The following is a 22487-nucleotide window of genomic DNA, read 5'->3' as shown; positions in this document are numbered from 1 at the left end:
GCCGGTCGCGCGGCGGGCGGATCGTCCGCTCGCGAAGAGGAGGAACACTGACCATGACCATCGGACTTCGCCACCTCGCCGCCGTGGCCGCGATCGCCGGGGCCACCGCGGTTTTCGCGGGTGCCGGCACGGCGTCCGCGATGCCGACCGACTACCGCTGCACCGCCGGGCAGGTCGACACCGCGCTGCTCGCCGGTGACCCGGGCGCCGGCCAGCGGTACGCGTACGTGCAGTTCACCGCCAAGCCCGGGGTGTCCTGCAACTTCCAGGGCGCGCTGCCCGTCGCGCTCACCGGCGCCGACGGCATCACCGTGACGCTCGCGACCGACCTCGCGCCGACGGTGACCATCGCCGACGGCCAGGCGGCCACGATGTTGTTGCACTGGACCGGAATCGAGGCGCCGGAGAACCAGGCGCACCCCTCGAGCGTCACCGTCACCGCGCCCGGCACCACCGACCCGCGCGGCACCGACTCCGACCCGCACATCACGCTGCCCTGGAACCAGGGCCCGCTCGACAACTCCGCCGACGCGCACAGCCTGACCGTCGGCCCCGTGACGGCGGGCGCTGCCCCCGTTCGCTGATCCGCCCCAATGCCGCATTGGGTGCTCCGGCCCTGCCCCGCCGCCACCCTCAACGGAGGCGCTCCGCGCCCAGCCCTTGTTCAACGCACCCAATGCGGCATTGGGTGCTCCAGCCCTGCCCCACCACCACCCTCAACGGAGGCGCTCCGCGCCCAGCCTCGATTCCACACACCGAACGCCACTGTGAGGATGTGGGGGTGGGGTCACCGGGCCGGTGTGACTCTGTATGCCACTGACCGTTGGTGTCTGTCCAATGATCTGTCGGCCGGCCCGGTGGTCCCGCTTGCCTCACCGGGTGCGGGGTGTGTGACCTGATAGGAGCCTGTAGCCGCAGGCCGCTGATCACAGTGTTGTCCGCTCACCGCGGTTCGGTGGGGTGCCGTTGCCCGCCCAGAACCATCCGAGAAGGAACGACACGACCAGCATGGCAAAACTCCCCGGTAAAACCCAGCCCGCCCCTGTCACAGCCGATGCCGCGGCCACCGGGCAGGTGATCACGGCGGGGGTGGACACCCATCGTGACTTCCACTGGGCCGCGGTGAAGAACACGCTCGGGCAGGTGCTGGGCACCCGCCGGTTCGCCGCGACCGGTGCCGGCTACCAGGCACTGCTGGCCTGGTTGCGTGGCTTCGGCACGGTCACCGCGGTCGGGGTGGAGGGCACCGGCTCCTACGGGGCCGGGCTGACCCGCTACCTGACCGGTGAGCACGTCCGGGTGGTGGAGGTCAACCGGCCGAACCGGCAGAAACGACGCCGGCAAGGCAAGACAGACCCGCTGGACGCGATCAGCGCCGCCGCGGCGACGCAGTCCGGCGACGCCACCGCCGCCCCTAAACTCCGCACCGGCCCGATCGAGTCGGTGCGGGTGCTGCGCGGCACCCGCGACACCTGGATCAAAGCCCGCACCGCCGCCTGGAACACCCTGCGCGCCCTGCTCGTCACCGCACCCGACGATCTGCGCGAACAGCTCACCGGACTCACCCCGGCACGGCTGCTGGCAGCCTGCCTGGCCCTGCCCGGCACCGACAACACCGGCACCGGCCTCGCCCACGCCCTGCTCGACGCCGGCACCGCCACCCGCATCGCGCTGCACGATCTCGCCACCATGATCAGCCACTACGACCAGGCCGTCACCCGGCTCAACACCCAGCTCACCGCCCTGATCACCCTCATCGCGCCCCGCACCCTCGCCCAGCACGGCCTCGGCCCCGACACCACCGGCCAACTGCTCATCACCGCCGGCAACAACCCCGACCGCCTCCGCAGCGAACCCGCCTTCGCCATGCTCACCGGCACCGCACCCCACCAAGCCAGCTCAGGCCTCACCGACCGGCACCGACTCAACCGCGGCGGCGACCGCCACGCCAACGCCGCCCTCTACCGCATCACCATCACCCGCATGGCCACCCACCAACCCACCCGCGACTACGTCACCACACACCGAACACCCAACCGCAGCAACGGAAAACACATCATCCGCAAACTCAAACGCTACATCGCCCGCAACATCTACCCACACCTCACAGCAGACCTCGCCGCCCTCCAACACCTCACCCCTTGACCAACCATAGGAGCATCATTGGGGCGCATTCCCCGCCGCCGATTCGCCGCGAGCGGGCCCAGCGGCTGCCGGTTTTCGTCGGCGTGCCGTCCAGCTTGGTGTGCGGGTAGATCTTCGCCGGGTCGCCGCCCGCGCGGTGTCGCGCGGCTGTGGTCAGCGTGGCGTGCCATGATCGGGCGATACCGCGTTCGACGCTCCCCGTTGACCACTGGAGAAGGCATGACCACCACCCGCCCGCGGGAGCACGAGCTGAACAGCGGGATCCTCCCCGGCAACGTGCACACGGACGACTGGGTGATGTTCGTGCTCGCCCTCATCTCCGTCGGGCTGCCGGTCTACCTGCTGCTCACCCCGCAGACCGGCGGCGACGGGCAGTGGCTGTTCACCGTCGACTGCGTGGTGTGCGGGATCTTCCTGCTGCACTTCCTCTGGCGCTGGCGCAAGGTCGGCTGGCGCGCGGCGTTCATCGCGCGCAACTGGTACGAGGTGTTCGCGATGATCCCGATCGCGCATCCGAACTTCGTCGCGCAGCATCACGTGCTGGTGGTGCTCCTGCTGCTGATCCGGATCGGCCGGGGCGCGGACCGCGCTGTGGGCGAGCAGTTCACTTACCGGCTTGTCGACAAGCTGTCCGAGCCGATCGTGCGCGCCATCAAGAAGCCGATCACCGTCGCGGTGCTGGACGAGGTCGTGAAGGTGCTGGAGACCGGCAACTACCCGGAGAACCTGGCGAAGTCCTTGAACGAGAACAAGGTCGAGCTGCGGTCCATCATCACCGAGAAGCTGTCGGAGGACCCGCAGCTGGGCCGGCTCAAGCGGCTGCCCTTCCACGACGAGATCGTGCGCGCCACCGTGGACACGTCGTTCCGGGTGCTGCTGGAGGTCCTGCTGGACCCCCGCATCGACGACTTCTTCTCTTCGGTCGTGCGCGAAAACCGGGAGCAGATCCGCCGCGCGGTGGAACTCGGCCTGAACGACGTGGACGACGAGCCGGAAGAGGTGCTCCTGCGCACCCGCACCCAGCGCTCGGCGGTCCACGAATACGACGCGAACCACCCGAAGAAGCCTTAGGGCGTAACGGTTTCCCGCGCGCCGGCGACGGCCCAGGCCGCCTCGATCATCCGGAAGATCTCGTCCACCGCGGTGTCCGGGTCGGCTGCCTCGCGGGCCAGCGAATAGGCGTCGATCACGAACCGCGCGATCGTCCGGGCCGCGGTTGTGGTCAGTCCCAGACTGGGGTCGGCGGCCATGGCCGTGGCCAGCGACTCCGCGTGACGTAGCCGCATCGACTCCTCGTACTTCCGCAGCGCCGGTGACCCGTCGATCATGCGCCAGAGCGGATTGGTGCTGTCCGCCGCGCAATGTCGCACCAGGGCGTGGATCTCGTGGCGCAGCGCGGGGATCGGCGGATCGTCCGGCGCCCGGTCGGTGACCGCCCGCGTGAGGCGCAGCTCGAAGTCTTCGTCCTGCTCGAACACCAGGGCCTCTTTGGAGGCGAAGTGGGAAAACAGCGTGGTGACGGCGACGTCGGCCTCGGCGGCCACGTCGCGGATGCCCACTGCGTCGTACCCGCGCTCGGCGAAGAGCCGCAGCGCGGTGTCGGCGATCTTCTGCCGGGTCGCGGCCTTCTTGCGCTCACGGCGTCCGGGCGGCGTGGTCATGATCTGACACTACCAGATGCAAAACACTAACCGTTAGTGCTACGTTCGAAGGCATGAAGAGAGTGAGCTTCGCCGAGTTCGGCGGTCCGGAAGTCCTGCGCCTCGAAGACGCCGAGGAGCCCCACGCGGGACCCGGCCAGGTGCGCATCGCCGTGCGGGCGGCGGGCGTGAACCCCGTCGACTGGAGGGTTCGGGAAGGCCAGGTTCTGGGCGCCCATCCGACGGAACTGCCTTCCGGCGTCGGGATCGACGCGGCCGGAGTGGTGGACGAAATCGGTGCGGGCGTTGAAGGAATCGAGGTCGGTGATCGCGTGTTCGGGGAAGGCGCCGACACCTACGCCGAGTTCGCCGTGCTGTCGGCCTGGGCCCGGATGCCCGAGGGGCTGACGTTCGAGGAAGCGGCCGGGTACCCGTCGGTGGTGGAGACGGCGCTGCGCCTCCTGCGCGAGGTCGGGGTGCGGCCCGGGCAGACGCTGCTGGTCAGCGGCGCGTCCGGCGGAGTCGGCTCGGCGCTGCTGCAGATCGCCCGCGAACGCGGCATCACGGTGATCGGCACGGCCGGGGCCGCGAACCAGGACTACCTGCGGAGCCTGGGCGCCGTCGCCACGACGTACGGCGAGGGCTGGGTCGAACGCGTGCGCCGGCTCGGCCCGGTCGACGCGGCGTTGGACCTGGCCGGTTCGGGGGTGATCCGCGAACTCGTCGAGCTGACCGGGGATCCGCGCAAGGTGCTGACCATCGCCGACCTCGGCGCGCCGGAGCTCGGTGTCCGGTTCTCCGGCGTGGCCGGGAGTGTGCCGGACGCGCTCGTCGAGGCGGCAAGCCTGATCTCACAAGGAAAACTCCACATCCCGGTGGAGAAGTCGTACTCGCTCGCGGACGCCGCGGCGGCGCACGTCGACAGCCACGCCGGTCACACGCGCGGACGCCGGGTCATCGTCATCTGAAGCCGGCCGACCGTCCAGACCGCCAGCGCCGCCACCGCATAGAGGGCGCCGGCGGTGCTGACCGCCGCCCAGCCCGACGCGGCGTAAAGCGTGGTCGCGGTGACGGCGCCGAGCGCGCTGCCGACCGAGTAGAACACCATGTAGCTGCCGATCAGGCGGCTGCTCGCGGCGGGCCGGGTGGCGACGATCTGGTTCTGGCTGGTGACGTGGACGGCTTGGACGGCCGCGTCGAGCAGGACAACGCCGAGCGCCAGCAGGACCAGTGATCGCGGGGCCGACTCGGTCGCCGCCCAGGATCCGATGAGCACGGCCAGCGCCACGGCGGTCAGCGCGCCGCCGTGGCCGCGGTCGGACCAGGCGCCGGCGCGGGCCGCGCCGAGTGTCCCGGCGAGGCCCGCAATCCCGAACAGGCCGATCTCGCTGGTGGACAGGTGCCACGGCGATCCGCTCAGCGGCAACGAAATCCCGCTCCACAGCACGCCGAACGAGGCGAACAGGAACAGCGTCATCACGGCGCGGACGCGGAAGACCCGATTGGTCAGGGTGAGCACTCCGACCGATGCCAGTGCCGTGACGTAGGTCCGCGCCGGGTTGGCCACCGTCCGGGTTTCGGCCGGGAGCCGGGTGAAGGCCAGCGCGGTCAGCGCGAGGGAAAGCACTGCGGTGCCGAGGTAAACGGCGCGCCAGCCGGCCAGATCCGCGACGGTCCCGGAGACCGTCCGGGCCAGGATGATCCCGACCACCACCCCGCTGGTCACGGCGCCGATGGTGCGGCCGCGCTCGGCCGGGTCGCTCAGTGCCGCGGCGTAGGCGACCGCGACCTGCACGACCACGGAGAAGAACCCGGCGATCAGCAGCCCGATCAGGAGCAGGGCCCGGCTGGCGGAGAACCCGGCCAGCCCGGTCCCGGCGGCCGTCGCGGCCAGCAGGCTGACGGTCAGCGTCCGGCGGGAAACCAGGTCCCCCAACGGAAGCAGGACCACGAGCCCGAGCAGGTAGCCGACCTGCCCGGCGCCGACCACGAAGCCGAGTTCGCCGGTGGGGATGGACAGCTCGGTGCCGAGGCGGTCGAGCAGGGGCTGGGCGTAGTAGACGTTCGCCACCGCGACCGCGCAGATGGTCGCCAGCAGGGCCTTCACCGGCCGTTCCATGGCCATCCCCCTCGTCTTGGTTGTAGATTGAAACCAAAGTTAGGACATTCAGTTTCGAAATGCAACCGATCGGAGCGGTGGCGTGACCCATCGACGGGACTGGACCGACCCGCAGTGCCCCGTGGCCAGGGCCGCGGACCTGATCGGCGACCGCTGGTCGCTCCTGATCGTGCGCGACGCCTTCGACGGCGCCCGCCGGTTCACGGAGTTCCAGCGCAGCCTCGGCATGGCCCGCAACATCCTCAGTGACCGGCTCCGGACGTTGGTGGATTCGGGAATCCTGGCGTCAGTGCCCAACGACGCCGGCACCCGGACCGAGTACCGGCTCACGGAGCGCGGCCGGGACTTGTTCGGTGTCATCGTCAGCCTGCGTCAGTGGGGCGAGCGCAACGCTTTCGCGGACGGTGAGGCGCATTCCGCGCTGATCGACGACGCGACTGGTCAGGCGGTGCCGGTGGTGCGGGTGCTCGATCGTGACGGGGTCACGCTCGACAGTGCCGCCACGCACGTCGAGCGCGTGCCGTCCGGGGAGTGACCGTTCAGGACTGTCCTAACCGGACCAACTCGGCTTGCGACGGATTGCGGAACGCCGTCCGGTAAGCCTGCGGGCTCGTGCCGACCACGCGCTTGAACCGTTCCCGGAACGCGGTGACCGAGCCGAAGCCCACCTGGTCGGCGATGCGGTCGACCGAGTGCCCGGTCGCTTCCAGCAGGTACTGGGCCTGGCGGACGCGGGCGCGGTGCAGCCATTGCAGCGGCGTGGTCCCGACCTGCTCGCGGAAACGGCGATTCAGCGTGCGCGTCGACATCCGGGCCTGGACCGCGATGTCTTCCAGCGTCAGCTCGCGCGCGGTGTTGTCCTCCAGCCACGCCAGCAACGGCTCCAGCACCGAACCCTGCGGAGCCGGCGGCTGCTCGTGCACGATGAACTGCGCCTGGCCGCCCTCGCGTTCCAGCGGCATCACCGAAAGGCGCGCGCAGTCGGCGGCGACGGCCGAGCCGTGGTCGCGGCGGATCAGGTGCAGGCAGAGGTCCAGCCCGGCCGCGGCGCCCGCCGAGGTGAGGAACTGGCCGTTGTCGACGTAGAGCACGTCCGGGTCGACCTCGATCTCCGGGTGGTCCGCGGCCAGCGCCGGGGCGGCGAGCCAGTGCGTGGTCGCGCGGCCGCCGTCGAGCAATCCCGTGGCGGCCAGGATGAACGCGCCGGTGCAGATCGACGCGAGGCGCGTGCCGTGGGCGGCCGCCGCGCGCAGGGCCTCGATCACCTCGCCGGGCACGGGCGCGGCCGGGTCCGCGCAGCCCGGCAGGATGATGGTGTCCGCCTCGGCGAGCGCGGCCAGGCTGTGGCGCGGGGTGAGGGTGAACGACTCCGACTCGACGGTCGTGGTCATCCCGCAGACCCGCACCCGGTACGGCGTGCGCCCGTCGGGCAGCCGGGTGCGCGCGAACACCTCCAGCGGGGTGGCCAGATCGAAGGGGACGAACCCGTCCAACGCGAGCACGGCGACAGTGTGCATGGCATTAACTTACCCGGGCAACGAGTTCCAGCCAACCTGGCCGAAACGGAAAAGACCTGGTCAGGGGCCTTGGCGAGAATCCGTTGAATCATGGCAACGCAGCCGGAAGGGTATCGCCCCGGGGTCTCGGGGCGCGGTACGATTCCGGCTGGATCCGCTGAGCGAGACAGCGGCCGGGGCATCGTGCCACGGAAGAGGCACGAGAGGATCGTCGTGGCGACGAGCGGAGACGAGATGGCCGAGCGGCTGGACGAGCTGACCGCAGCGATGGCGGACTTGACCGGGACCCTGGAGTCCGCGCCGGACAACGCCGAGGTGTTCGAGGCGATCTGCGGCGAGGCGGCCAGGGTGATCGAGGGCGCCGACCTCGCCAGCATCACCCTGGTCCGCGAGAGCGGCCCCGAGACCGCCGCGTGGACCCACAACACGGCGTACGCGCTGGATCAAGCGCAGTACGCCGCCGGCGAAGGACCTTGCCTGCGCGCCGCGGCGACCGGCGAGGTGGTGCGCCTGAGCGTCAGCACCGCGAGCGAGGAATGGCCGATGTTCACCGCCGCGGCCAAGGAAAAAGGCGTCGGCAGTTACCTCGCGGCCCCGTTGTGGGTCGACGATCAGCTCTCCGGCGCGGTGAACCTCTTCGGCTACGGCGCGCACGGGTTCGAGGAGCTCGACACCAAGGTGCTCCGGCTGTACACGGTGGTCGTGGTGTCCGTGCTGCGCACCGCGCGCCGGTACCAGCAGGCCCTGCAGCTCGCCGAAAACCTCGACGCCGCGATGCGCAACCGCGCGGTGATCGAGCAGGCCAAGGGGATCTTGATGGCCGTGCACCGGATCGACGAGGAGCAGGCCATGCAGCGGCTGATCACCGAGTCGCAGCACACCAACGTCAAGCTGCGCGAGGTCGCGGCCCGCTTCGTTCGTGATCTCACCGCGGGCTAGTGCCCGTCAACCGCTGAACGGGTGCCCGCCCGGCGCCGGGAGGTCGACACGGGAGTATCCGGCAGGAGTAGGCTGGCCTCCTCGTTCCGTTGGTGCGCAAGGGTTGTGTTCCCGGCGAGGGCGGGGTGTTCGGGCCGCTCCCGAGGCAGACTGGGCCGGGCCGGGAGCCGAGTCACAGTGGGAGTCGCGAACGTGATGGACAGCAGCAGGCAGCAGGTGCAGCCGTGCCGACGGCTGGAATGCGCGGAGCCTTCGTTGTGGCGCGGGCTGTGCTCCGCGCACTGGAACCGCTGGCAACGCGGCCTCGACGCCCTCGAACTCCCCGACGACGAGGTCCCCCCGCCGCCCGCCCAGGTCTGGTGGCCGCCGGAGCGGCCGCACACCCTGCCGCTCAGCAGCCGCGTGCTGCCGAACTCGGGCGGAACCGGGGTCTAGCAGCAAAAGACTCGTGAGTGTTCAGGACGGTTAGAACCGTCCTGAACACTCACGAGTCCTCGGGCTGGCCAGCATGCGCAGCAGCCGGGTGCGGCTCATCCGGTGCAGCATCTCGCCGAGGTCTTCCGGATCGATGCGGCCCTCGAGGTCCCGCCGGGTCACCCGCACCACTTCGGCGACGGCCGGGGCGGGCAGCCGTCCGGAAAACTCGCCGGTCAGCCACAGGCCGACCTCGCCGACCGCGTCCTCCACGGGGTGGTGGCTCTGGACGGTCATCGCGCTCCTCGCTTCTCCTCGCCGGGCCTGACGTGGGTCCGACGGCGCGCGACGCGGCTCATGACGGGGAAAACGCGGAAAAACCGGTGGGGAGCAAGGAAAACTCCCCACCGGCTGGTGGCGTCCAGGTCGGTTAATTACCGCCTTACCACGTCCACTGCTGGTTCGAAGCCGCCGTGCAGGTCCAGATCTGCAACGGCGTGCCGTCGGCCGAGCTGGGGCCGGTGGCGTCGAGGCACTTGCCGGAGCCGGTGTTCACCAGCTCGTTGGAGCCGTTGTGCGTCCACTGCTGCGCGGCGCTGCCGTTGCAGTCGTAGATCTGCACCTTGGTCCCGTTCGCGACGCCGGCCGAGGCGACGTCCAGGCACTTGCCGAGCGCCTGGAGCGTGCTGCCGGTCGAGGTCCACTGCTGCGCGTTGGTGCCGTTGCAGGTGTACAGGTCCACCGCGGTGCTGTTGGCGCTGTTCGCGCCCGCGACGTCGACGCACTTGCCGCCGTAACCGGTGATCTGCTTGCCGCCGGTCGGCGGGGGCGTGGTGCCGCCGGAGATGGCGTTGAAGATCCGCGAGTACGCGTAGCCGGTGGCCTTGTCGTAGTCCTGGACTTCCCAGAACGACAGCTCCTGCACACCGTTCTGCGCGGCGAAGGTCTCCAGCTGCTGGGCGTCGGACTGGCTGAACGGCGCGCCGTCGTCGTTGTTGCCGGCGATCGGCGTGAGGCCCATCATCCCGTACGCCGCCGAGGTCGAGATCCCGTACAGGCTCGCCAGCTGGCCGGCGGTGGACCGCGCGGCCGCGAGCGCGTCGCTGATCACCGGCTGGCCGTCGTAGAAGTCCATCACCATCAGGTTCACGACGCTGACCTTCAGGCCCTTGTTCTTGGCGTCGCGCAGGATGTCCAGTTGCGTGCTGGGCAGGCCGTCCGGGGCGACGGCGAGGGTGTAGTCGACCTGGACACTCGGGTTCTGCTGCTGCAGCGCGGCGAGCGCGGAGTTGCGGCGCTGGTTCGCCGCGGTGTCCTTGATCGTGTCCTCTTCGATGTCGAAGTCCAGCCGCGGGGTGCCGTAGGTGTTGACCACGTTGGCGTACGCGGCGGTCAGGCTGTTCTGGTCCGTGCAGGTCTGCGCGATCTCACCGCCCTGCGCGCCGCCGAACGACGGGATCACGTTGCCGCCCGCGGCTTGCAGCGCGCTGATCTGCGACTTGAACGAGCCGACGCCGGTGCCGTTCGCCTCCCACAGCTGGTTGCAGCCGGACGACGGGGTGAGGAACGCCAGCGTGTAGAACTTCGTGCCGGTGGCGCTCTGGTCGGCGGCCAGGTCGCCGATGTCGGAGTCGCTGACCTGTAGGTACGGCGCCGCGTAGTGGGCGGGGAAGGCGCCGCCGGCGTGGGGCGCGGCCTCGCTCGCGCCGGGGGTGAGGGTGAGCGCGACGCCGGCCACGACCGGCAGCGCCGCGACCGCGAGCGCTCTGAGCTTCGAGATGCGCATGTCCGTGATCTCCAGGGGGAAGTCGGGGAGGGGAGAGCGCGGCGGGCCACGGCGGGCGGGTCCGGTTCGCGGCCCGGCCGCCGGGCCAGCCGAGGGCATGCCGAAGCGACCCGGGGCCGGAGTTCAACCCCGCGGTGGCGGCTTCGTCGCCGCGTACGCGTGGGGCATCGCGCCCATGACCGAATCGAAAACGGCATGGCACAAAAGCGAGCCGGCAATTTCGGGGGCGATGGGGAGGGGAGTTCTCTTGCCGACTTAATCCGTGTTGTGAAGAAAGTTATACCCGCTCGTCGCGGCCGGGGCAACGGGTTCACCCTGCTGGTCCAGACCACCGAGTTCCCGCTGGTCAACCGGCCGCGTCCGCTTTGTCCGGTAAACCGAATCGGGTGTCCCGCTGAATGGGGCTCGGGCTATTCGAGCGGGCGAAAAGAATGGCTTCCGCGCACCGGCGTGCCCGATGACGAGATCGATAGGATCGGCCATAGCGAACAGCCTGGTCTGGACGAAGAACGACAGGAGTAGGTCATGTCTGTGAAAGCCCTGGTCACCGGCGCCACGTCGGGGATCGGCCGCGCGATCGCGAAGCGCCTGGCCGCCGACGGGATGACCGTGGTGGTGGTCGGCCGGGACGCCGGGCGCGGGGCGGAGGTCGTCGGCGAGATCACCGGCGAAGGCGGCTCGGCCCGCTTCATCGCCGCGGACCTGACCGATGTCGCCGCGATCGGGCGGCTCGCCGACGAGGTCGGCGAGCTCGACGTGCTGGTCAACAACGCGGGCCGGGCCACGTGGGGCCCATCCGAAGACCTGAAGGTCGAGGACTTCGACGCGATGTTCAACGGCAACGTCCGCGCGCCGTACTACCTGGTGGCGGCCTTCGCCCCGGCGATGGCGCGCAAGGGGGCCGGCAGCATCGTGAACATCGGGAGCATGGCGGGCAGTCTCGGTTTGCCGACCGGCACCGCGTACGGCGCGACGAAGGCCGCGCTCGCGTCGCTCACCCAGGGCTGGACAGCGGAGTACAGCCCACGCGGGGTGCGCGTGAACACCGTCGCGCCCGGGCCGGTCTACACCCGGCCCGAGGGCAAGGAGCGGTTCGAAGCGCTCGGTGCCACTACGGCGCTGAAGCGGGTGGCGCAGCCGGAAGAGATCGCGGAGGTGGTGGCGTTCCTCGCCTCGCCGCGGGCCGGCTATGTCACTGGCGCGACCATTGCCGTCGACGGTGGGCGCACCGCGATCTGAGGCCGGACAAGGAAAACCGGCAGCACCTGGGGTCAGGTGCTGCCGGTTCCACGCTCAGCCCGCGCAGGCGAGGTCGTGCGCCGGACGCTGACCGTTCGCCAGGAACGCGGTCACCGTGTCGTTCGCGCACTGGTTGCGGGTGATCAGGTAGACGCCGTGGCCGCCCTGGTCCACGGTCACCATCCGGGCCCGGTTTCCGAGAGCCTGCCGCGTCTTCAGCGCGCCGGCGAGCGGGGTGCCCGGGTCGCGGAGGTTCTGCACCATCAGCACGTTCGACGGCCCGCGGTCGCCGATGCGCACGGGCGGCTCGACCGGGTCGGACGGCCAGTACGCGCACGGGCTGACGTTGGCCGTGGACGCGCCCAGCATCGGGTACCGGACCCGGTCCACCGCGATCGCGGCCTGGTACGCCGGGATCGTCCGCGGCCAGCGCGAGTCGCCGCAGATCGTGTACAGCCGGCTGGAACTGAGGTTGTCCAGGTTCGGGGGCACGGGCTGCGGGGACACGGGCTGGTTCGTGTCGAGGTCGTGCCAGGCCCCGGCCAGATAGGCGTAATCACTGCCGTAGAGATTGCCGAAGGTGAGCCCGCGGAACGCGTTGTCGTCGATTCCGTGGACCGGGGCCTTTTTCAGCCGGGCGGCGAGTTCGTAGAACTTCGCGGTGACCTGCTCCGTGGTGCTGCCCAGGCCGTACTGGGGATTGGCGGCGGCGAACTTCGCGAAGTCCGGGAACCGGTCCTGCAGGCCCAGGGCGAAGTTCCGCATGGCGGTGAAGTCGTAACCGCCGGGGCCCATGTTGCTGTCGAGCACGATCCGGTCGCTGCGCTCCGGGAACATCGTGGTGTACACCGCGCCGAGATAGGTGCCGTACGAATAACCGAGGTACGACACCTTCTGCTCGCCCAGCGCCACCCGGATCCGGTCCATGTCGCGGGCCGAGTTCGCGGTGGTGATGTACGGCAGCATCGACGCCGTTTTCGACGTCGCGCACTGAGTGGCGAGGGTCTTCGCTTCCTCGGCCGCCTTCGTGACGTCGGCCTGGTTGTGCGCGTACCGCGGGAAGTTGCCGAACGCCTTCTGCTCGGCCGTCAGATCGCACGTCACCGGCGCGCTGTGGCCGACGCCGCGCGGGTCGAACCCGATCACGTCGTAGGCGTCGCGCACACTGGCCGGCAGCTTGATGATGTTGAGGATGTGCGGGTAATCCAGGCCCTCACCGCCGGGACCGCCCGGATTGGTCAGCAGCACACCGCGGCGGTGCGCCGGGTTCGTGCTCGGCAGCCGGGAGATCGCCAGGTCGAACTTCGGCCCGTCCGGCTTCCGGTAGTCCACCGGGACCTTGATGGTCGAGCACTGGAGATCGGGCGCGGTGACGTCGGCGGGGCACGGGCCCCACGCCACCGAGTTCAGCGAAGTCGCCTCCGTCGAGGCCGAAGCCGCCGGGACCACCGCTGCCGCCAATGCGGCGGCAGCGAGGGTTATGGACAAGGTTCTGCGCATCTGTTTACTTCCTTCATGAGGGCGCGACAAAGCGTCGCGACAATGGGGTGAAAAGCTTGCCGCGAACGGGAATCCGCTAGCAGTCCATCCGCGCCAGCACGTCGATCTGGGCGGGGTTGTACAGCTCGGCCACAGCCCGGACGATCGCGGCCCGGGCGAACTCCTCGCCGTGTGGCGCGCCGGCGCTCGTCTCCTGGAAGGTCGGGAACTCGGCGAGCAGCTTCCGGACCGAGGGCGCCTCACGCATCCGCTCGGCCAGATCCTGGCGGGTCCGCTCGTCGGCGTCGGCGGGCAGGGCGTCGAACTCGGCGAGGACGGGCTCCGAACCGTGCGTTCGCAGTGTCTCCACGTAGGCGTCGAGCGGCGCCGGGCCGAGCACCTGGCTCAGCACGACGCTCAGCGAACGCTCGGTCGCCGGGGAGCCCGCGTCGGCCAGCGCCCGGCCCAGATCGGGCGGGAGGTCGGTCGGCGCGGCCTGGTCCAGGATCACGGCGAGCTCGGCGCGCGCCCGCTGCATCCGTTCGATGCCCTCGGCCAGCTCGCTGTCCAGTGCCCGCAACGCTTTCTCGGGATGCTCGTCGGCGTCGCCCAGCTCGGCGATCTGGGCCAGCGAGAGCCCGAGCCCGGTCAGGCGCTTGATCCGCAGCACGCGCACGAGGTGGGGCACGCCGTACCGCTTGTAGCCGTTGGCCCGGCGCGCGGGCTCGGCGAGCAGGCCCACCTGGTGGTAATGCCGGATCGCGCGCTCGGTCGTGCCGGCCAGCTCGGCGAGCTGGTTGGTGCTCCACCACCCCACGCCGTCCCCCTGCCCCTGGTTCCACCCGACGCGGATGCGCCGGCTCACCCAGTGGAAACCATGACGCTACGTCGTGGTCAAGGCGAGCCGGCGGTTTCCGCCGGAAGGGGGAGGCAAGATCAACCTGAGGTCTGACGCGGGCTCATCCGCCAGGGCCGGAAACCCGCTCAGGACAGCGCATTGCGGCTGATCACGCCGGAGTACCAGTGCGCGCTCTGCTTCGGCGTCCGGCGCTGGGTCGCGTAGTCGACGTGCACCAGGCCGAAGCGCTTGGCGTAGCCCTCGGCCCACTCGAAGTTGTCGAGCAGCGACCAGTAGAAGTAACCGCGCAGGTCCACGCCGTGGGCCAGGGCCGCGTGCGCCGCGCGCAGGTGCGCGTCGAGGAATGTGACGCGGTCGGCGTCCGCCACGGTGCCATCGCGCAGGACGTCCGGATAGGACGCCCCGTTTTCCGTGATGTACAACGGGATCGGGCGGTAGCCGCGGTGGACCTGGAGTAGTGACTCGGTCAGCCCGGCCGGCTGGACCTCCCAGCCCGAGTCGGTCCGCGGGGCGGCCGGGTCGGGCAGGAAGTGGACGTCGTCCGCGCCGAGCCACTCCGCGCCGGCCGGGGTGCTGCCCGGCCGCGGCGTCCCGGTCACGTGGTAGCCGCGGTAGTAGTTCACGCCGAGCCAATCGACGGGTGCGGCGATCACGGCGGTGTCGCCGTCCCGCACCACGGCGTCGAAGCCGAACGGCGCGAGGTCCGCGGCCACGTCGTCCGGGTAGCCCCCGCGCAGCACCGGGTCCAGGAACAGCCGGTTCTGCTGCCCGTCCACCCGCCGGGCGGCCTCGGCGTCCGCCTCGCCGTCCGAGAAAGCCTTGACGGGGTAAAGGTTCAGCGTGACGCCGGACGGCACGCCCGGCGCGTGCCGCCGCAGCACGTCCATCGCCAGCCCGTGCCCGAGCAGCAGGTGGTGGGTGGCGGCGACGGCGGCCGTGGGCGAGGTGCGGCCCGGCGCGTGGATCCCCTTGGCGTAGCCCAGCATCGCGGCGCACCACGGCTCGTTGAGCGTGGACCAGCCGGCCACGCGGTCGCCGAGCCGGGGCACGATCGTCTCGGCGTACTCGGCGAAGCGGAACGCGGTGTCCCGCGAGGTCCAGCCGCCGACGTCCTCCAGCGCCTGCGGCAGATCCCAGTGGTACAGCGTGGCCCACGGCTGGATCCCGGCCGCCAGCAGCCGGTCGACGAGCCGGTCGTAGAACCCGATGCCGCGCTCGTTCGGCCGCCCGCCGGGCCGGATCCGGGGCCAGGACAGGGAGAACCGGTACGCGCCGAGGCCGAGCGAGCGCATCAGCTCGACGTCCTCGCCCGAGCGCCGGTAGTGGTCGGCGGCCGGCTCGCCGGTGTCGCCGCCGGCCACCGCGCCGGGCCGCGCGGCGAAGGCGTCCCACACCGACGGCTCCCGGCCGTCGGCGGTGGTCGAACCCTCCACCTGGAACGCCGCGGTGGCAGCGCCCCAGAGGAACCCCTCGGGGAAGGCCGGCTCCGGCTCCGGCAGCGGCTCTGCGGACATGGTCACCCTTTCACGGCACCTTGCATGATCCCGGCCACGATCTGGCGGCCGAGCAGGAGGAAGACGATGAGGATCGGGATGGTCGCCAGCGTGGTGCCCGCGAGCACCAGCGAATAGTCCACGTAGTACCCGCTCTGCAGCTTCTCCAGCGCCACCTGGACGGTCGGGTTCCCGACGTTCAGCACCACCAGCGGCCAGAGGAAGTCGTTCCAGGACATCATGAACGTGAACATCGCCAGGATCGCCGCGGCCGGGCGGACCGCGGGCAGGCAGACGTTCCAGAAGATCCGGATCATGCTGCACCCGTCCACCCGTGCGGCCTCGATCAGCTCGTACGGCACAGCGTCCACTGTGTACTGCCGCATCCAGAACACGCCGAACGCGGTGACCAGGTTCGGCACGATCACCGACTGCAGCCCGCCGGCCCAGCCGAGTTTCGACATGGCGATGAACAACGGGATGATGCCCAGCTGGGTGGGTACCGCGAGCGTCACCACGATGAACACGAACAACCCGTTGCGGCCGCGGAAACGCAGCTTGGCGAAGGCGAACCCGGCCAGTGAGGAGAACAGCACCGTGGTCAAAGTGACCGTGCCGGACACGATCACGCTGTTGGCCAGCGCCTTCCAGAACGGCACAGTGTCGAACACGCGCGCGGCGTTGGCGAAGAAGTTGCCGCCCGGCAGCAGGGGTGGCACGCGCTCGGTGAGGATTCCGTTGTCCCGGCTGGCCACCAGGAACGACCAGTAGAACGGGAACAGCGAGCCGAGCACGAACACGGCCAGCACCCAGTAGGTGGCCTTGCGCGGTTTGCCCAGGCGGCCGGCCCGGGCGCGCAGATTTCCGGTGAGCGTGGTCATTTCTTCCTCCCCGGCGTGCGCGCGAGCCGGCCGGTGAGCAGGTAGTTCACCAGCGCGATCACCACGATGATCAGGAACAGCAGCCAGGCGATCGCGGACGCGTAACCGAGGTCGAAGTTCTCGAACGCGGTCTGGTACAGGTACAGCGTCACGGTCTGGAACTGGTGGGTGGAGCCGCCGTTGTTCGAACCGGGCATGGCGTCGAACAGCTTGGGCTCGGTGAAGATCTGCAGGCCGCCGATCGTCGAGGTGATGGTGACGAAGATCAGCGTCGGCTTGAGCAGCGGCAGGGTGATGTGCCGGAACCGGCGCACCGAGCCCGCGCCGTCGATCAGCGCCGCCTCGTGCAGCTCCCGCGGGATGGCCTGCATGGCGGCGAGCACGATCAGCGCGTTGTAGCCGGTCCAGCGCCAGTTCACCATGATCGCGATGGCCACGTGGCTGGCCAATCGGTTCGCCTGCCAGTCCACAGGGGACAGTCCGATGGTCTGGAGCAGGCCGTTGACCAGACCGTACTTCGGGCCGAACAGGTTCGCGAAGATGATCCCGAGCGCCACCAGGCTCGCCGCGTACGGCAGCAGGATGCCGACGCGCCAGCCGGTCGCGCCGCGGATCCCGGTGGTCAGCAGCGCGGCCAGCCCGATCGCGATGATGATCTGCGGGATGCTGGAGAGCAGGAAGATGCTGACGGTGTTCTCCAGCGCGTGCCAGAACTGCGCGTCGGCGAACAGCTCCTTGAAATTGTCGAGGCCGATGAAGTCCGGGTTGTCGTCGCCCGCCTTCCAGTGGAAGAGCGAGACGTACGCGGTGTAGAGCAGCGGGAACAGCCCCACGACGCCGAACACGAGGAAAAACGGCGCCACGTACAAGTAGGGCGAGGCCTTGACGTCCCACCGGGCGAGGCGGTCGCGCCAGCCCGGCCGGGGCGCGGGGGTCCGCACCTCGGCCGGGTGGTCCGCGGCGAGCTTGTCGGTGACCGTCATCGTCAGCGGGTGAGCTTCTTCGCGCCGTCCACGAGCTGCTGCCAGCCGTCCGCGGCGGAGGTGCCCTGTTCCACGGCCTGCAGTGCCGCGCTGGCGACGGTGTCCTGGATCTGCCCGTCACCCGGGCCCTTGTACTGCGCCTGGGTCACCTTCTTGGCCTGCTCGGCGAACAGCTCGCCGACCTTCGCGCCGCCGAAGTAGGCGTCAGTGGAGTTCAGCAGCTCGGGGCTGGCCAGCGCCTTGACCTGGCTGGGGAAATTGCCCTTGGCCTCGAACGCCTTGATCTGCTGCTCCGGCGCGGTCAGCCAGGCGGCCAGCTCGGCGGCTTCACGCGGATGCTTGCTCTGCGTCGGCACGGTCAGGTACGAGCCGCCCCAGTTGCCGCCGCCACCGGGGAACGCCGCGGTGACCGCCCACTTGTTCGCGTTCTCCGGGCCGGCCTGCTCCTTGATCACCCCGAGCATCCACGCGGGGCAGACCTTGGTGGCGAACGCGTTCTGCTTGAACCCGGAGTTCCACTCGTTGCTGAACGCGGTGAGCTTCGCCGATTCGCCCTTCGCGACGGCGCCGGTCACCTTCGCCCAGGCGTCCTTGATGCCCTGGTTGGTGTCGAGCGTCAGCTTGTCGCTCTTGTCGAGGTAGCCGACCGGCAGCTGGTTGACCATGGCGTTGAAGTTCTGCGCCGCCGAGTCGAACCAGGCCTTGCCACCGGTCTTGGCCACGTAGTCGGCCCCGGCCTGGAAGTAGCTGTCCCAGCTGGAGAAGAGCGACTTCACCGCCTCGGGATCGGTCGGCAGCCCGGCCGCGGCGAACAGGTCCTTGCGGTAGCACATCGCGTCCGGCCCGATGTCCGTGCCGTAGCCGATCAGCTTGCCGTCCTTGTCCTTGCCCGCGTCGTACTTCCACGGCAGCCAGCGGTCCGCGGTCGCGTCGGCCGGGCCGATCTTGGCCAGGTCGTTGAACTTCGAGGACTTGTCGAGGATGTCGGAGAGATGGCCCTCCTCCACGGCCTGCACGTCGGCCAGCCCGGAGCCGGCGGCGAGCTTGGTCATCATGTCCTGCGCGTACGGGCCGCCCTGGCCGGTCTTGCGGTGGGTGATCGTGATGTTCGGGTGCAGCCGCTCGTACTCCGGGATGAGCGCTTCGTAGCCGAATTCCGTGAACGTGGCCAGCGTCAGGTCCACGTGCTCGTTCGGCCCGGCGGCCGCGGGGACGTCGCTGCTGCTGCCGCCACCGCCGCAGGCCGCCACGCCCAGCGCCGTCATCGTGATGCCCAGTGCGAGGACCAGGCCCTTCCGGAACGTTGTCACCGTCGTCAACCCCTTGAAGGTCGGTTTCTGGGAGCGCTCCCAGATGGCTGCCGAGTCTGTGGCAGGTACTTGCCCATGTCAAGGTCGGTTATCAGAGTGTTTCCTTCCGGGAGCGCTCCCGGATCGGTCCCGCTAAGCTGGGCGCGATCATCAGGGCAGCGCCGTCAACCGGACCGGAGGTGAACCCAGTGGCGCCCAAATCGGACGACGAACGGCCGACGCTGGAGGACGTGGCGGCGTTCGCCGGGGTTTCCCGGTCGACGGCTTCGCGGGCGTTGAACGACGACACGTACGTGAGCGCCCGCTCGCGGGAGAAGGTGCTGGCCGCCGCGCGGGACCTCGGCTACTCGCCGAACCAGGCCGCGCGATCGCTGGTCACGCGGCGGACGGGCGCGATCGCAGTGGTGCTCTCGGAGCCTGAGGCCCGGCTGCTCGACGACCCGTACCGCACCGCGGTGATGCGCGCCGGCTACCGCGAGCTGGCCGACGTCGGCTGCCAGATGGTGCTGATCTTCAGTGATACCCGCGAAGATCTGACTCGCACGGTCCGGTTCCTGGAGGGCGGGCACGTCGACGGGGTGCTGGTGTTCGCTCCCCACCGCGCTGATCCTTTGCCGCGCGCATTGCGGCTGCTGCGTGTGCCGGTCGTCTTCGGCGGCCAGGCGGCCGACCTCCGCCGCGGCGTGCACGTGGTCGACTTCGACAACGAGAACGGCGCGCGCCTGGCCGTCTCACACTTGGTGGAGGCGGGCCGCCGTCGCGTCGCGACCATCGCCGGCCCCCAGGACCAGGGCGCCCCGATCGACCGGCTCGCGGGCTGGCGCAAGACGCTGGTGGACGCGGGCCTCGACCCGTCGGGCCTGGCCGAGGAATCTGACTTCACCCTGGCCGGCGGCGCGCGGGCGATGTCGGCGCTGCTGGAACGGGCCCCTGACCTGGACGCGGTGTTCGTCGCGAGCGACATGATGGCGGTCGGCGCTTTGCGCACCCTGTCCGCCGCCGGCCGCCACATCCCGGACGACGTCGCCGTGGTCAGCTTCGACGACAACGCAACGCTGGCGCCGGCCATGACGCCGCCGTTGACGTCGGTCCACCAGGACCCGCGCGAGCAGGTGCACGCGATGGTCGTGACGTTGATGCAGTTGCTGGAAGGTCAGGAGATCAAGCCGGCGCACCAGGTTCTGCCGGTGTCACTGACGGTGCGCGAGTCGAGCTGATTTTCGGTTCAGGGGAACAGTTTCACCGGCGGAGCCCCAGCCTCGGTCGCCACTCCGCGAGTGAACGACTCAGCCGGGCTGCCGATGTAAGTACCCTCCGCATCGAAGATCACCACCGCCCCAAGCCCGTCCGAAGACGACGCGGTGTACGCAGTGCCCGGAACCCCATCCAGATTCCGGGAAGCACTCGCCGGGGCCAGCAAGGCAGCCGTGCGTTGCAATGCGCGTGAGAGATCGATGGGCAGCCCGTTCGCGCGGGCGGCGACGCGCAGGACGGCAAGCGTGGCGTACGCGCTCGACGGGTGCGAAACCGTGTCGTTGTTCCCCGGGACTGCCGCCGCCAGTTGCGCCGCGATCACGGCCGGGTCGCGTGGGGCGTGGGCGAGGAATTCCGGGCTCGGGTTGGCCCAGCCCGGGGCGAGGGTGCAGGCGTCGGTCGCCGCGAGGGTGTTGAACGAAAGGCAGCGGCCGCTTGACGTCGCGGGGTCGCCGTTCCCGACCTGGCTACGGCGGAGCCACACGCCCGTCGACGGTTCCGGCTGCCAGATCTCGCTCCGCACCCGCTCCCCGGAACCGTCCGCCGAGACCGACAGCGAGTAGTAGAAGTGGCCCGGCGCGAGGTGCCCCGGAGTGTCCGAAATGGACGCAGCGGTGGGCGCCGTGGCGGGCCCCTGCGAGACGACGACCACGACCACCGCCAGCGCCACCGCGGCGGCCGCCACCAGCATCGCGCCCACGCGGCGGGGTTTCCTTTCCCGCCAAGGGTTCGCGGCGTCACGTCGCATGCTCGCCCGCGGCTGCCAGGGGGTGTCCGGCACCGACTCGGCCCGCGCGCGCAGGGCGGCGGCGAGGTCGTCTTCGAGGCTCGGGTCAGAGTTCATGCGTCCCGTCCTTCATCCGGCGGCGGAGGGCGGCCAGCGCGCGGTGGGCCGTCGACTTGACGGTGCCGGGCGGAATGCCCAGGGTGCGGGCGATTTCGGCCTCCCCCAATTCGCAGTAGTACCGCAGCACGAGCACCTCGCGCTGGCGCGGCGGCAGGCGGTCCAGCGCGCCGAGCAGCTCGCGGTGGGCTTCGGCGGTCAGCAGGTCGCGGTCGGCGGGCGGGGCGGAGTGCGGGCGCAGCTTCGCCAGGTACCGCAGCACGATGCCGCGCCGCCGCAGCGCCGAGCGCGCGCGGTTGACCACCGCGCGCCGGAGGTAGGCGACGAGGTGGTCCTCGTCGCCGACCTCCGGGCGCAGGCGCAGCACGGCCTCGTAACAGTCCTGGACGAGGTCGCGCGCGGCCTCTTGGTCGTCGACCAGCAGCGTCGCCAGCCGGACCAGCGGGGTCCACTGGGCGTGCAGCACCGTCACCACCTCGTCGGCCGTGACGGCGGGTACGGGCATCGGTGGCTTCCTCGGCTACGGGCGGCGGGCCCCGGCGTACTGGCTCTGCAGCAGCGGGGAGATCTTCACGACGTCCCCGGTGTCCGGCGCGTGCACCATCTTGCCGTCGCCGAGGTACATCCCGACGTGGGAGACCGGCGAATAGTAGAACACCAGGTCGCCGGGCTGGAGCTGATCGCGCGGGATCGCGGTGCCGAACGTCGACTGCGCCCGGCTGGTGCGCGGCAGGCTCACCCCGGCCTTGGCGTAGGCCCAGAGCATCAGCCCGGAGCAGTCGAACGCGTTGGGGCCGGTCGCGCCCGTCTGGTACGGCTTGCCCAGCCGGCTCAGCGCGGCGTCGACGGCGGCCTGCGCGGCTCCCGCGGGCGCGCGGACGTCCGGCGGGGCGCCGCCCTCGTCGCGCTGCGCCTTGCGGTCGGCGGAGGTCAGGTTGCCGGCGGCGGCCTCGAGCTGGTGCATCTGGTCGTCCAGGGAGCGCTGCCGCGCCTGGATGTCGGACTTCAGCTTGGCCGCGGCGTCGCGGGCGGCCTGGGCGCGGTGCTCGGCGTCGGCGGCCTTGGCGGTGGCGTCGTTCGCCGCGTGGGTGGCGTCGGCCAGGGTGTCGAGCGCCGCCTGCTGGTTCGCGGCCACCACGTCCAGCGCGGACGATCGCTGCAGGTAGTCGGTGACGGATCCGCCGCTCAGCAGCGCGGAAAGCCGGTTCAGCTGGGAGTTGTCGGTGAAGGCGGCGCCGGCGAACCGGTCCACGTCGACCTGGTGCCGCTGCTGCTCGCCCGCCGCCTTCGTGCCGGCGTCCTTCGCCGCCGCGAGGTCCTGCCCGGCGCGGGCGAGGTCGGCCTGCTTGGCGTCGAGGTCGGCCTGCGCGCCGAGCAGGTCCTGGCTGAGCTTCTCGGCCTGCTGCGAGAGTTCGCGGTACTTCTCGAGGGGAGTCGGCTCCGGAGCGGCCGACGCCGTGGTCCCCACCGCTCCCGCGACGACCACGGCCAGGACCAGCGGCCAGCCCCAGCGCCGGGTCCCGTGCTTTCTGCTGTTCATGCCGGGTACACGCGCTCGGCCGCCCGAGGTTCCACCGACTTTCAG

23 protein-coding genes are annotated in these 22487 nt (G+C 70.5%); 9 read left to right on the top strand and 14 right to left on the bottom strand.

Annotated elements, in window-relative coordinates:
• The first annotated feature begins 53 nt into the window (after positions 1 to 53).
• The 3 genes from OG371_RS08545 (at position 54) to OG371_RS08535 (ending at position 3216) form a co-directional block, all read left to right on the top strand.
• Positions 54 to 584 carry a DUF4232 domain-containing protein gene (locus tag OG371_RS08545; protein ID WP_329067312.1) on the top strand — a complete coding sequence of 177 codons (531 nt, stop codon included), beginning with the start codon at positions 54 to 56 and terminating at the stop codon, positions 582 to 584.
• Between the two features lie 424 nt (positions 585 to 1008).
• A complete protein-coding gene (locus OG371_RS08540; protein ID WP_329067310.1) occupies positions 1009 to 2145 on the top strand; it encodes an IS110 family transposase in 1137 nt (378 codons plus the stop codon).
• A 219-nt stretch (positions 2146 to 2364) separates the two neighbouring features.
• Positions 2365 to 3216: an ion transporter gene (locus OG371_RS08535; RefSeq protein ID WP_329067308.1), complete on the top strand. Its 852-nt coding sequence runs from the start codon at positions 2365 to 2367 to the stop codon at positions 3214 to 3216.
• Here OG371_RS08535 and OG371_RS08530 read toward each other — a convergent pair.
• Positions 3213 to 3806: a TetR/AcrR family transcriptional regulator gene (locus OG371_RS08530; RefSeq protein ID WP_329067305.1), complete on the bottom strand. Its 594-nt coding sequence runs from the start codon at positions 3804 to 3806 to the stop codon at positions 3213 to 3215. The two genes, OG371_RS08535 and OG371_RS08530, sit on opposite strands and share 4 nt — an antisense overlap.
• 53 nt (positions 3807 to 3859) lie before the next feature.
• Here OG371_RS08530 and OG371_RS08525 point away from each other — a divergent pair, with 53 nt between their 5' ends.
• Positions 3860 to 4753, top strand: a complete 894-nt coding sequence (locus tag OG371_RS08525) for an NADP-dependent oxidoreductase (protein WP_329067303.1) — start codon at positions 3860 to 3862, stop codon at positions 4751 to 4753.
• Here the strand turns inward: OG371_RS08525 and OG371_RS08520 are convergent.
• Positions 4720 to 5904 carry an MFS transporter gene (locus OG371_RS08520; RefSeq protein WP_329067301.1) on the bottom strand — a complete coding sequence of 395 codons (1185 nt, stop codon included), beginning with the start codon at positions 5902 to 5904 and terminating at the stop codon, positions 4720 to 4722. The genes OG371_RS08525 and OG371_RS08520 overlap by 34 nt on opposite strands.
• An 82-nt stretch (positions 5905 to 5986) precedes the next feature.
• Between OG371_RS08520 and OG371_RS08515 the strand changes: the two genes are divergently transcribed.
• Positions 5987 to 6439: a winged helix-turn-helix transcriptional regulator gene (locus tag OG371_RS08515; RefSeq protein WP_329067299.1), complete on the top strand. Its 453-nt coding sequence runs from the start codon at positions 5987 to 5989 to the stop codon at positions 6437 to 6439.
• A 4-nt stretch (positions 6440 to 6443) separates the two neighbouring features.
• On the opposite strand, the gene OG371_RS08510 is transcribed toward OG371_RS08515, so the two are convergent.
• On the bottom strand, positions 6444 to 7421 hold the full coding sequence (locus OG371_RS08510) for a GlxA family transcriptional regulator (RefSeq protein WP_329067297.1): 978 nt from the start codon (positions 7419 to 7421) through the stop codon (positions 6444 to 6446).
• 234 nt (positions 7422 to 7655) lie between these two features.
• Here OG371_RS08510 and OG371_RS08505 point away from each other — a divergent pair, with 234 nt between their 5' ends.
• Both OG371_RS08505 and OG371_RS08500 read left to right on the top strand, forming a co-directional pair.
• The gene (locus OG371_RS08505) at positions 7656 to 8360 is read left to right on the top strand and encodes a GAF and ANTAR domain-containing protein (RefSeq protein WP_329072960.1); all 705 of its coding nucleotides are present in this window, start codon (positions 7656 to 7658) and stop codon (positions 8358 to 8360) included.
• Positions 8361 to 8555: 195 nt separating this feature from the next.
• Positions 8556 to 8795, top strand: a complete 240-nt coding sequence (locus tag OG371_RS08500; protein WP_329067295.1) for a hypothetical protein — start codon at positions 8556 to 8558, stop codon at positions 8793 to 8795.
• Between the two features lie 30 nt (positions 8796 to 8825).
• Here the strand turns inward: OG371_RS08500 and OG371_RS08495 are convergent, their stop codons facing one another.
• Both OG371_RS08495 and OG371_RS08490 read right to left on the bottom strand, forming a co-directional pair.
• The gene (locus OG371_RS08495) at positions 8826 to 9071 is read right to left on the bottom strand and encodes a hypothetical protein (RefSeq protein WP_329067293.1); all 246 of its coding nucleotides are present in this window, start codon (positions 9069 to 9071) and stop codon (positions 8826 to 8828) included.
• 145 nt (positions 9072 to 9216) lie between these two features.
• On the bottom strand, positions 9217 to 10560 hold the full coding sequence (locus tag OG371_RS08490; RefSeq protein WP_329067291.1) for a ricin-type beta-trefoil lectin domain protein: 1344 nt from the start codon (positions 10558 to 10560) through the stop codon (positions 9217 to 9219).
• A 525-nt stretch (positions 10561 to 11085) separates the two neighbouring features.
• On the opposite strand from OG371_RS08490, the gene OG371_RS08485 reads away from it, so the two are divergent.
• Positions 11086 to 11799 (top strand): SDR family NAD(P)-dependent oxidoreductase, encoded by a 714-nt coding sequence (locus OG371_RS08485; RefSeq protein WP_329067289.1) that lies wholly within the window; start codon positions 11086 to 11088, stop codon positions 11797 to 11799.
• Positions 11800 to 11853: 54 nt separating this feature from the next.
• Here the strand turns inward: OG371_RS08485 and OG371_RS08480 are convergent, their stop codons facing one another.
• The 6 genes from OG371_RS08480 to OG371_RS08455 all read right to left on the bottom strand — a co-directional run bounded on the left by OG371_RS08480 (position 11854) and on the right by OG371_RS08455 (position 18759).
• Complete coding sequence (locus tag OG371_RS08480; protein ID WP_329067287.1) at positions 11854 to 13299, bottom strand: alpha/beta hydrolase; 1446 nt, start codon at positions 13297 to 13299, stop codon at positions 11854 to 11856.
• Positions 13300 to 13375: 76 nt separating this feature from the next.
• Positions 13376 to 14143 carry a MerR family transcriptional regulator gene (locus OG371_RS08475; protein WP_329067285.1) on the bottom strand — a complete coding sequence of 256 codons (768 nt, stop codon included), beginning with the start codon at positions 14141 to 14143 and terminating at the stop codon, positions 13376 to 13378.
• 119 nt (positions 14144 to 14262) lie between these two features.
• A complete protein-coding gene (locus OG371_RS08470; protein WP_329072958.1) occupies positions 14263 to 15651 on the bottom strand; it encodes a GH1 family beta-glucosidase in 1389 nt (462 codons plus the stop codon).
• A 2-nt stretch (positions 15652 to 15653) separates the two neighbouring features.
• Positions 15654 to 16511: a carbohydrate ABC transporter permease gene (locus OG371_RS08465; protein ID WP_329067284.1), complete on the bottom strand. Its 858-nt coding sequence runs from the start codon at positions 16509 to 16511 to the stop codon at positions 15654 to 15656.
• Positions 16508 to 17494, bottom strand: coding sequence for a carbohydrate ABC transporter permease (locus OG371_RS08460; RefSeq protein ID WP_329067282.1), 987 nt, complete (start codon positions 17492 to 17494; stop codon positions 16508 to 16510). The genes OG371_RS08465 and OG371_RS08460 overlap by 4 nt, the downstream gene beginning before the upstream one ends.
• A gap of 2 nt (positions 17495 to 17496) precedes the next feature.
• Positions 17497 to 18759 carry an ABC transporter substrate-binding protein gene (locus OG371_RS08455; RefSeq protein WP_442876150.1) on the bottom strand — a complete coding sequence of 421 codons (1263 nt, stop codon included), beginning with the start codon at positions 18757 to 18759 and terminating at the stop codon, positions 17497 to 17499.
• 233 nt (positions 18760 to 18992) lie between these two features.
• On the opposite strand from OG371_RS08455, the gene OG371_RS08450 reads away from it, so the two are divergent.
• Positions 18993 to 20021 (top strand): LacI family DNA-binding transcriptional regulator, encoded by a 1029-nt coding sequence (locus OG371_RS08450; protein WP_329067278.1) that lies wholly within the window; start codon positions 18993 to 18995, stop codon positions 20019 to 20021.
• 8 nt (positions 20022 to 20029) lie between these two features.
• Here OG371_RS08450 and OG371_RS08445 read toward each other — a convergent pair whose 3' ends face one another.
• From OG371_RS08445 to OG371_RS08435, 3 genes are read right to left on the bottom strand one after another with little or no spacing between them, the layout of a single operon-like run.
• Positions 20030 to 20902 carry a hypothetical protein gene (locus OG371_RS08445; RefSeq protein WP_329067275.1) on the bottom strand — a complete coding sequence of 291 codons (873 nt, stop codon included), beginning with the start codon at positions 20900 to 20902 and terminating at the stop codon, positions 20030 to 20032.
• Positions 20892 to 21407, bottom strand: a complete 516-nt coding sequence (locus OG371_RS08440; protein WP_329067273.1) for an RNA polymerase sigma factor — start codon at positions 21405 to 21407, stop codon at positions 20892 to 20894. The genes OG371_RS08445 and OG371_RS08440 overlap by 11 nt, the downstream gene beginning before the upstream one ends.
• Before the next feature lie 15 nt (positions 21408 to 21422).
• Positions 21423 to 22442, bottom strand: a complete 1020-nt coding sequence (locus OG371_RS08435; RefSeq protein ID WP_329067271.1) for a C40 family peptidase — start codon at positions 22440 to 22442, stop codon at positions 21423 to 21425.
• Positions 22443 to 22487: the final 45 nt, after the last annotated feature.

It is taken from the genome of Amycolatopsis sp. NBC_01480 (assembly GCF_036227205.1).
Taxonomy (GTDB): Bacteria; Actinomycetota; Actinomycetes; order Mycobacteriales; family Pseudonocardiaceae; genus Amycolatopsis.
This window is presented reverse-complemented; position numbering and strand designations above follow the sequence as displayed.

What these genes read in the sequence shown, in the direction of transcription:
- OG371_RS08520 (WP_329067301.1), bottom strand. Translation starts at nt 5,904, where the DNA reads ATGGAACGGCCGGTGAAGGCCCTGCTGGCGACCATCTGCGCGGTCGCG.
- OG371_RS08455 (WP_442876150.1), bottom strand. Translation starts at nt 18,759, where the DNA reads ATGACGGCGCTGGGCGTGGCGGCCTGCGGCGGTGGCGGCAGCAGCAGC.
- OG371_RS08470 (WP_329072958.1), bottom strand. Translation starts at nt 15,651, where the DNA reads ATGTCCGCAGAGCCGCTGCCGGAGCCGGAGCCGGCCTTCCCCGAGGGG.
- OG371_RS08540 (WP_329067310.1), top strand. Translation starts at nt 1,009, where the DNA reads ATGGCAAAACTCCCCGGTAAAACCCAGCCCGCCCCTGTCACAGCCGAT.
- OG371_RS08445 (WP_329067275.1), bottom strand. Translation starts at nt 20,902, where the DNA reads ATGAACTCTGACCCGAGCCTCGAAGACGACCTCGCCGCCGCCCTGCGC.
- OG371_RS08440 (WP_329067273.1), bottom strand. Translation starts at nt 21,407, where the DNA reads ATGCCCGTACCCGCCGTCACGGCCGACGAGGTGGTGACGGTGCTGCAC.
- OG371_RS08525 (WP_329067303.1), top strand. Translation starts at nt 3,860, where the DNA reads ATGAAGAGAGTGAGCTTCGCCGAGTTCGGCGGTCCGGAAGTCCTGCGC.
- OG371_RS08510 (WP_329067297.1), bottom strand. Translation starts at nt 7,421, where the DNA reads ATGCACACTGTCGCCGTGCTCGCGTTGGACGGGTTCGTCCCCTTCGAT.
- OG371_RS08500 (WP_329067295.1), top strand. Translation starts at nt 8,556, where the DNA reads ATGGACAGCAGCAGGCAGCAGGTGCAGCCGTGCCGACGGCTGGAATGC.
- OG371_RS08545 (WP_329067312.1), top strand. Translation starts at nt 54, where the DNA reads ATGACCATCGGACTTCGCCACCTCGCCGCCGTGGCCGCGATCGCCGGG.
- OG371_RS08480 (WP_329067287.1), bottom strand. Translation starts at nt 13,299, where the DNA reads ATGCGCAGAACCTTGTCCATAACCCTCGCTGCCGCCGCATTGGCGGCA.
- OG371_RS08530 (WP_329067305.1), bottom strand. Translation starts at nt 3,806, where the DNA reads ATGACCACGCCGCCCGGACGCCGTGAGCGCAAGAAGGCCGCGACCCGG.
- OG371_RS08460 (WP_329067282.1), bottom strand. Translation starts at nt 17,494, where the DNA reads ATGACGGTCACCGACAAGCTCGCCGCGGACCACCCGGCCGAGGTGCGG.
- OG371_RS08485 (WP_329067289.1), top strand. Translation starts at nt 11,086, where the DNA reads ATGTCTGTGAAAGCCCTGGTCACCGGCGCCACGTCGGGGATCGGCCGC.
- OG371_RS08465 (WP_329067284.1), bottom strand. Translation starts at nt 16,511, where the DNA reads ATGACCACGCTCACCGGAAATCTGCGCGCCCGGGCCGGCCGCCTGGGC.
- OG371_RS08435 (WP_329067271.1), bottom strand. Translation starts at nt 22,442, where the DNA reads ATGAACAGCAGAAAGCACGGGACCCGGCGCTGGGGCTGGCCGCTGGTC.
- OG371_RS08535 (WP_329067308.1), top strand. Translation starts at nt 2,365, where the DNA reads ATGACCACCACCCGCCCGCGGGAGCACGAGCTGAACAGCGGGATCCTC.
- OG371_RS08495 (WP_329067293.1), bottom strand. Translation starts at nt 9,071, where the DNA reads ATGACCGTCCAGAGCCACCACCCCGTGGAGGACGCGGTCGGCGAGGTC.
- OG371_RS08490 (WP_329067291.1), bottom strand. Translation starts at nt 10,560, where the DNA reads ATGCGCATCTCGAAGCTCAGAGCGCTCGCGGTCGCGGCGCTGCCGGTC.
- OG371_RS08505 (WP_329072960.1), top strand. Translation starts at nt 7,656, where the DNA reads ATGGCCGAGCGGCTGGACGAGCTGACCGCAGCGATGGCGGACTTGACC.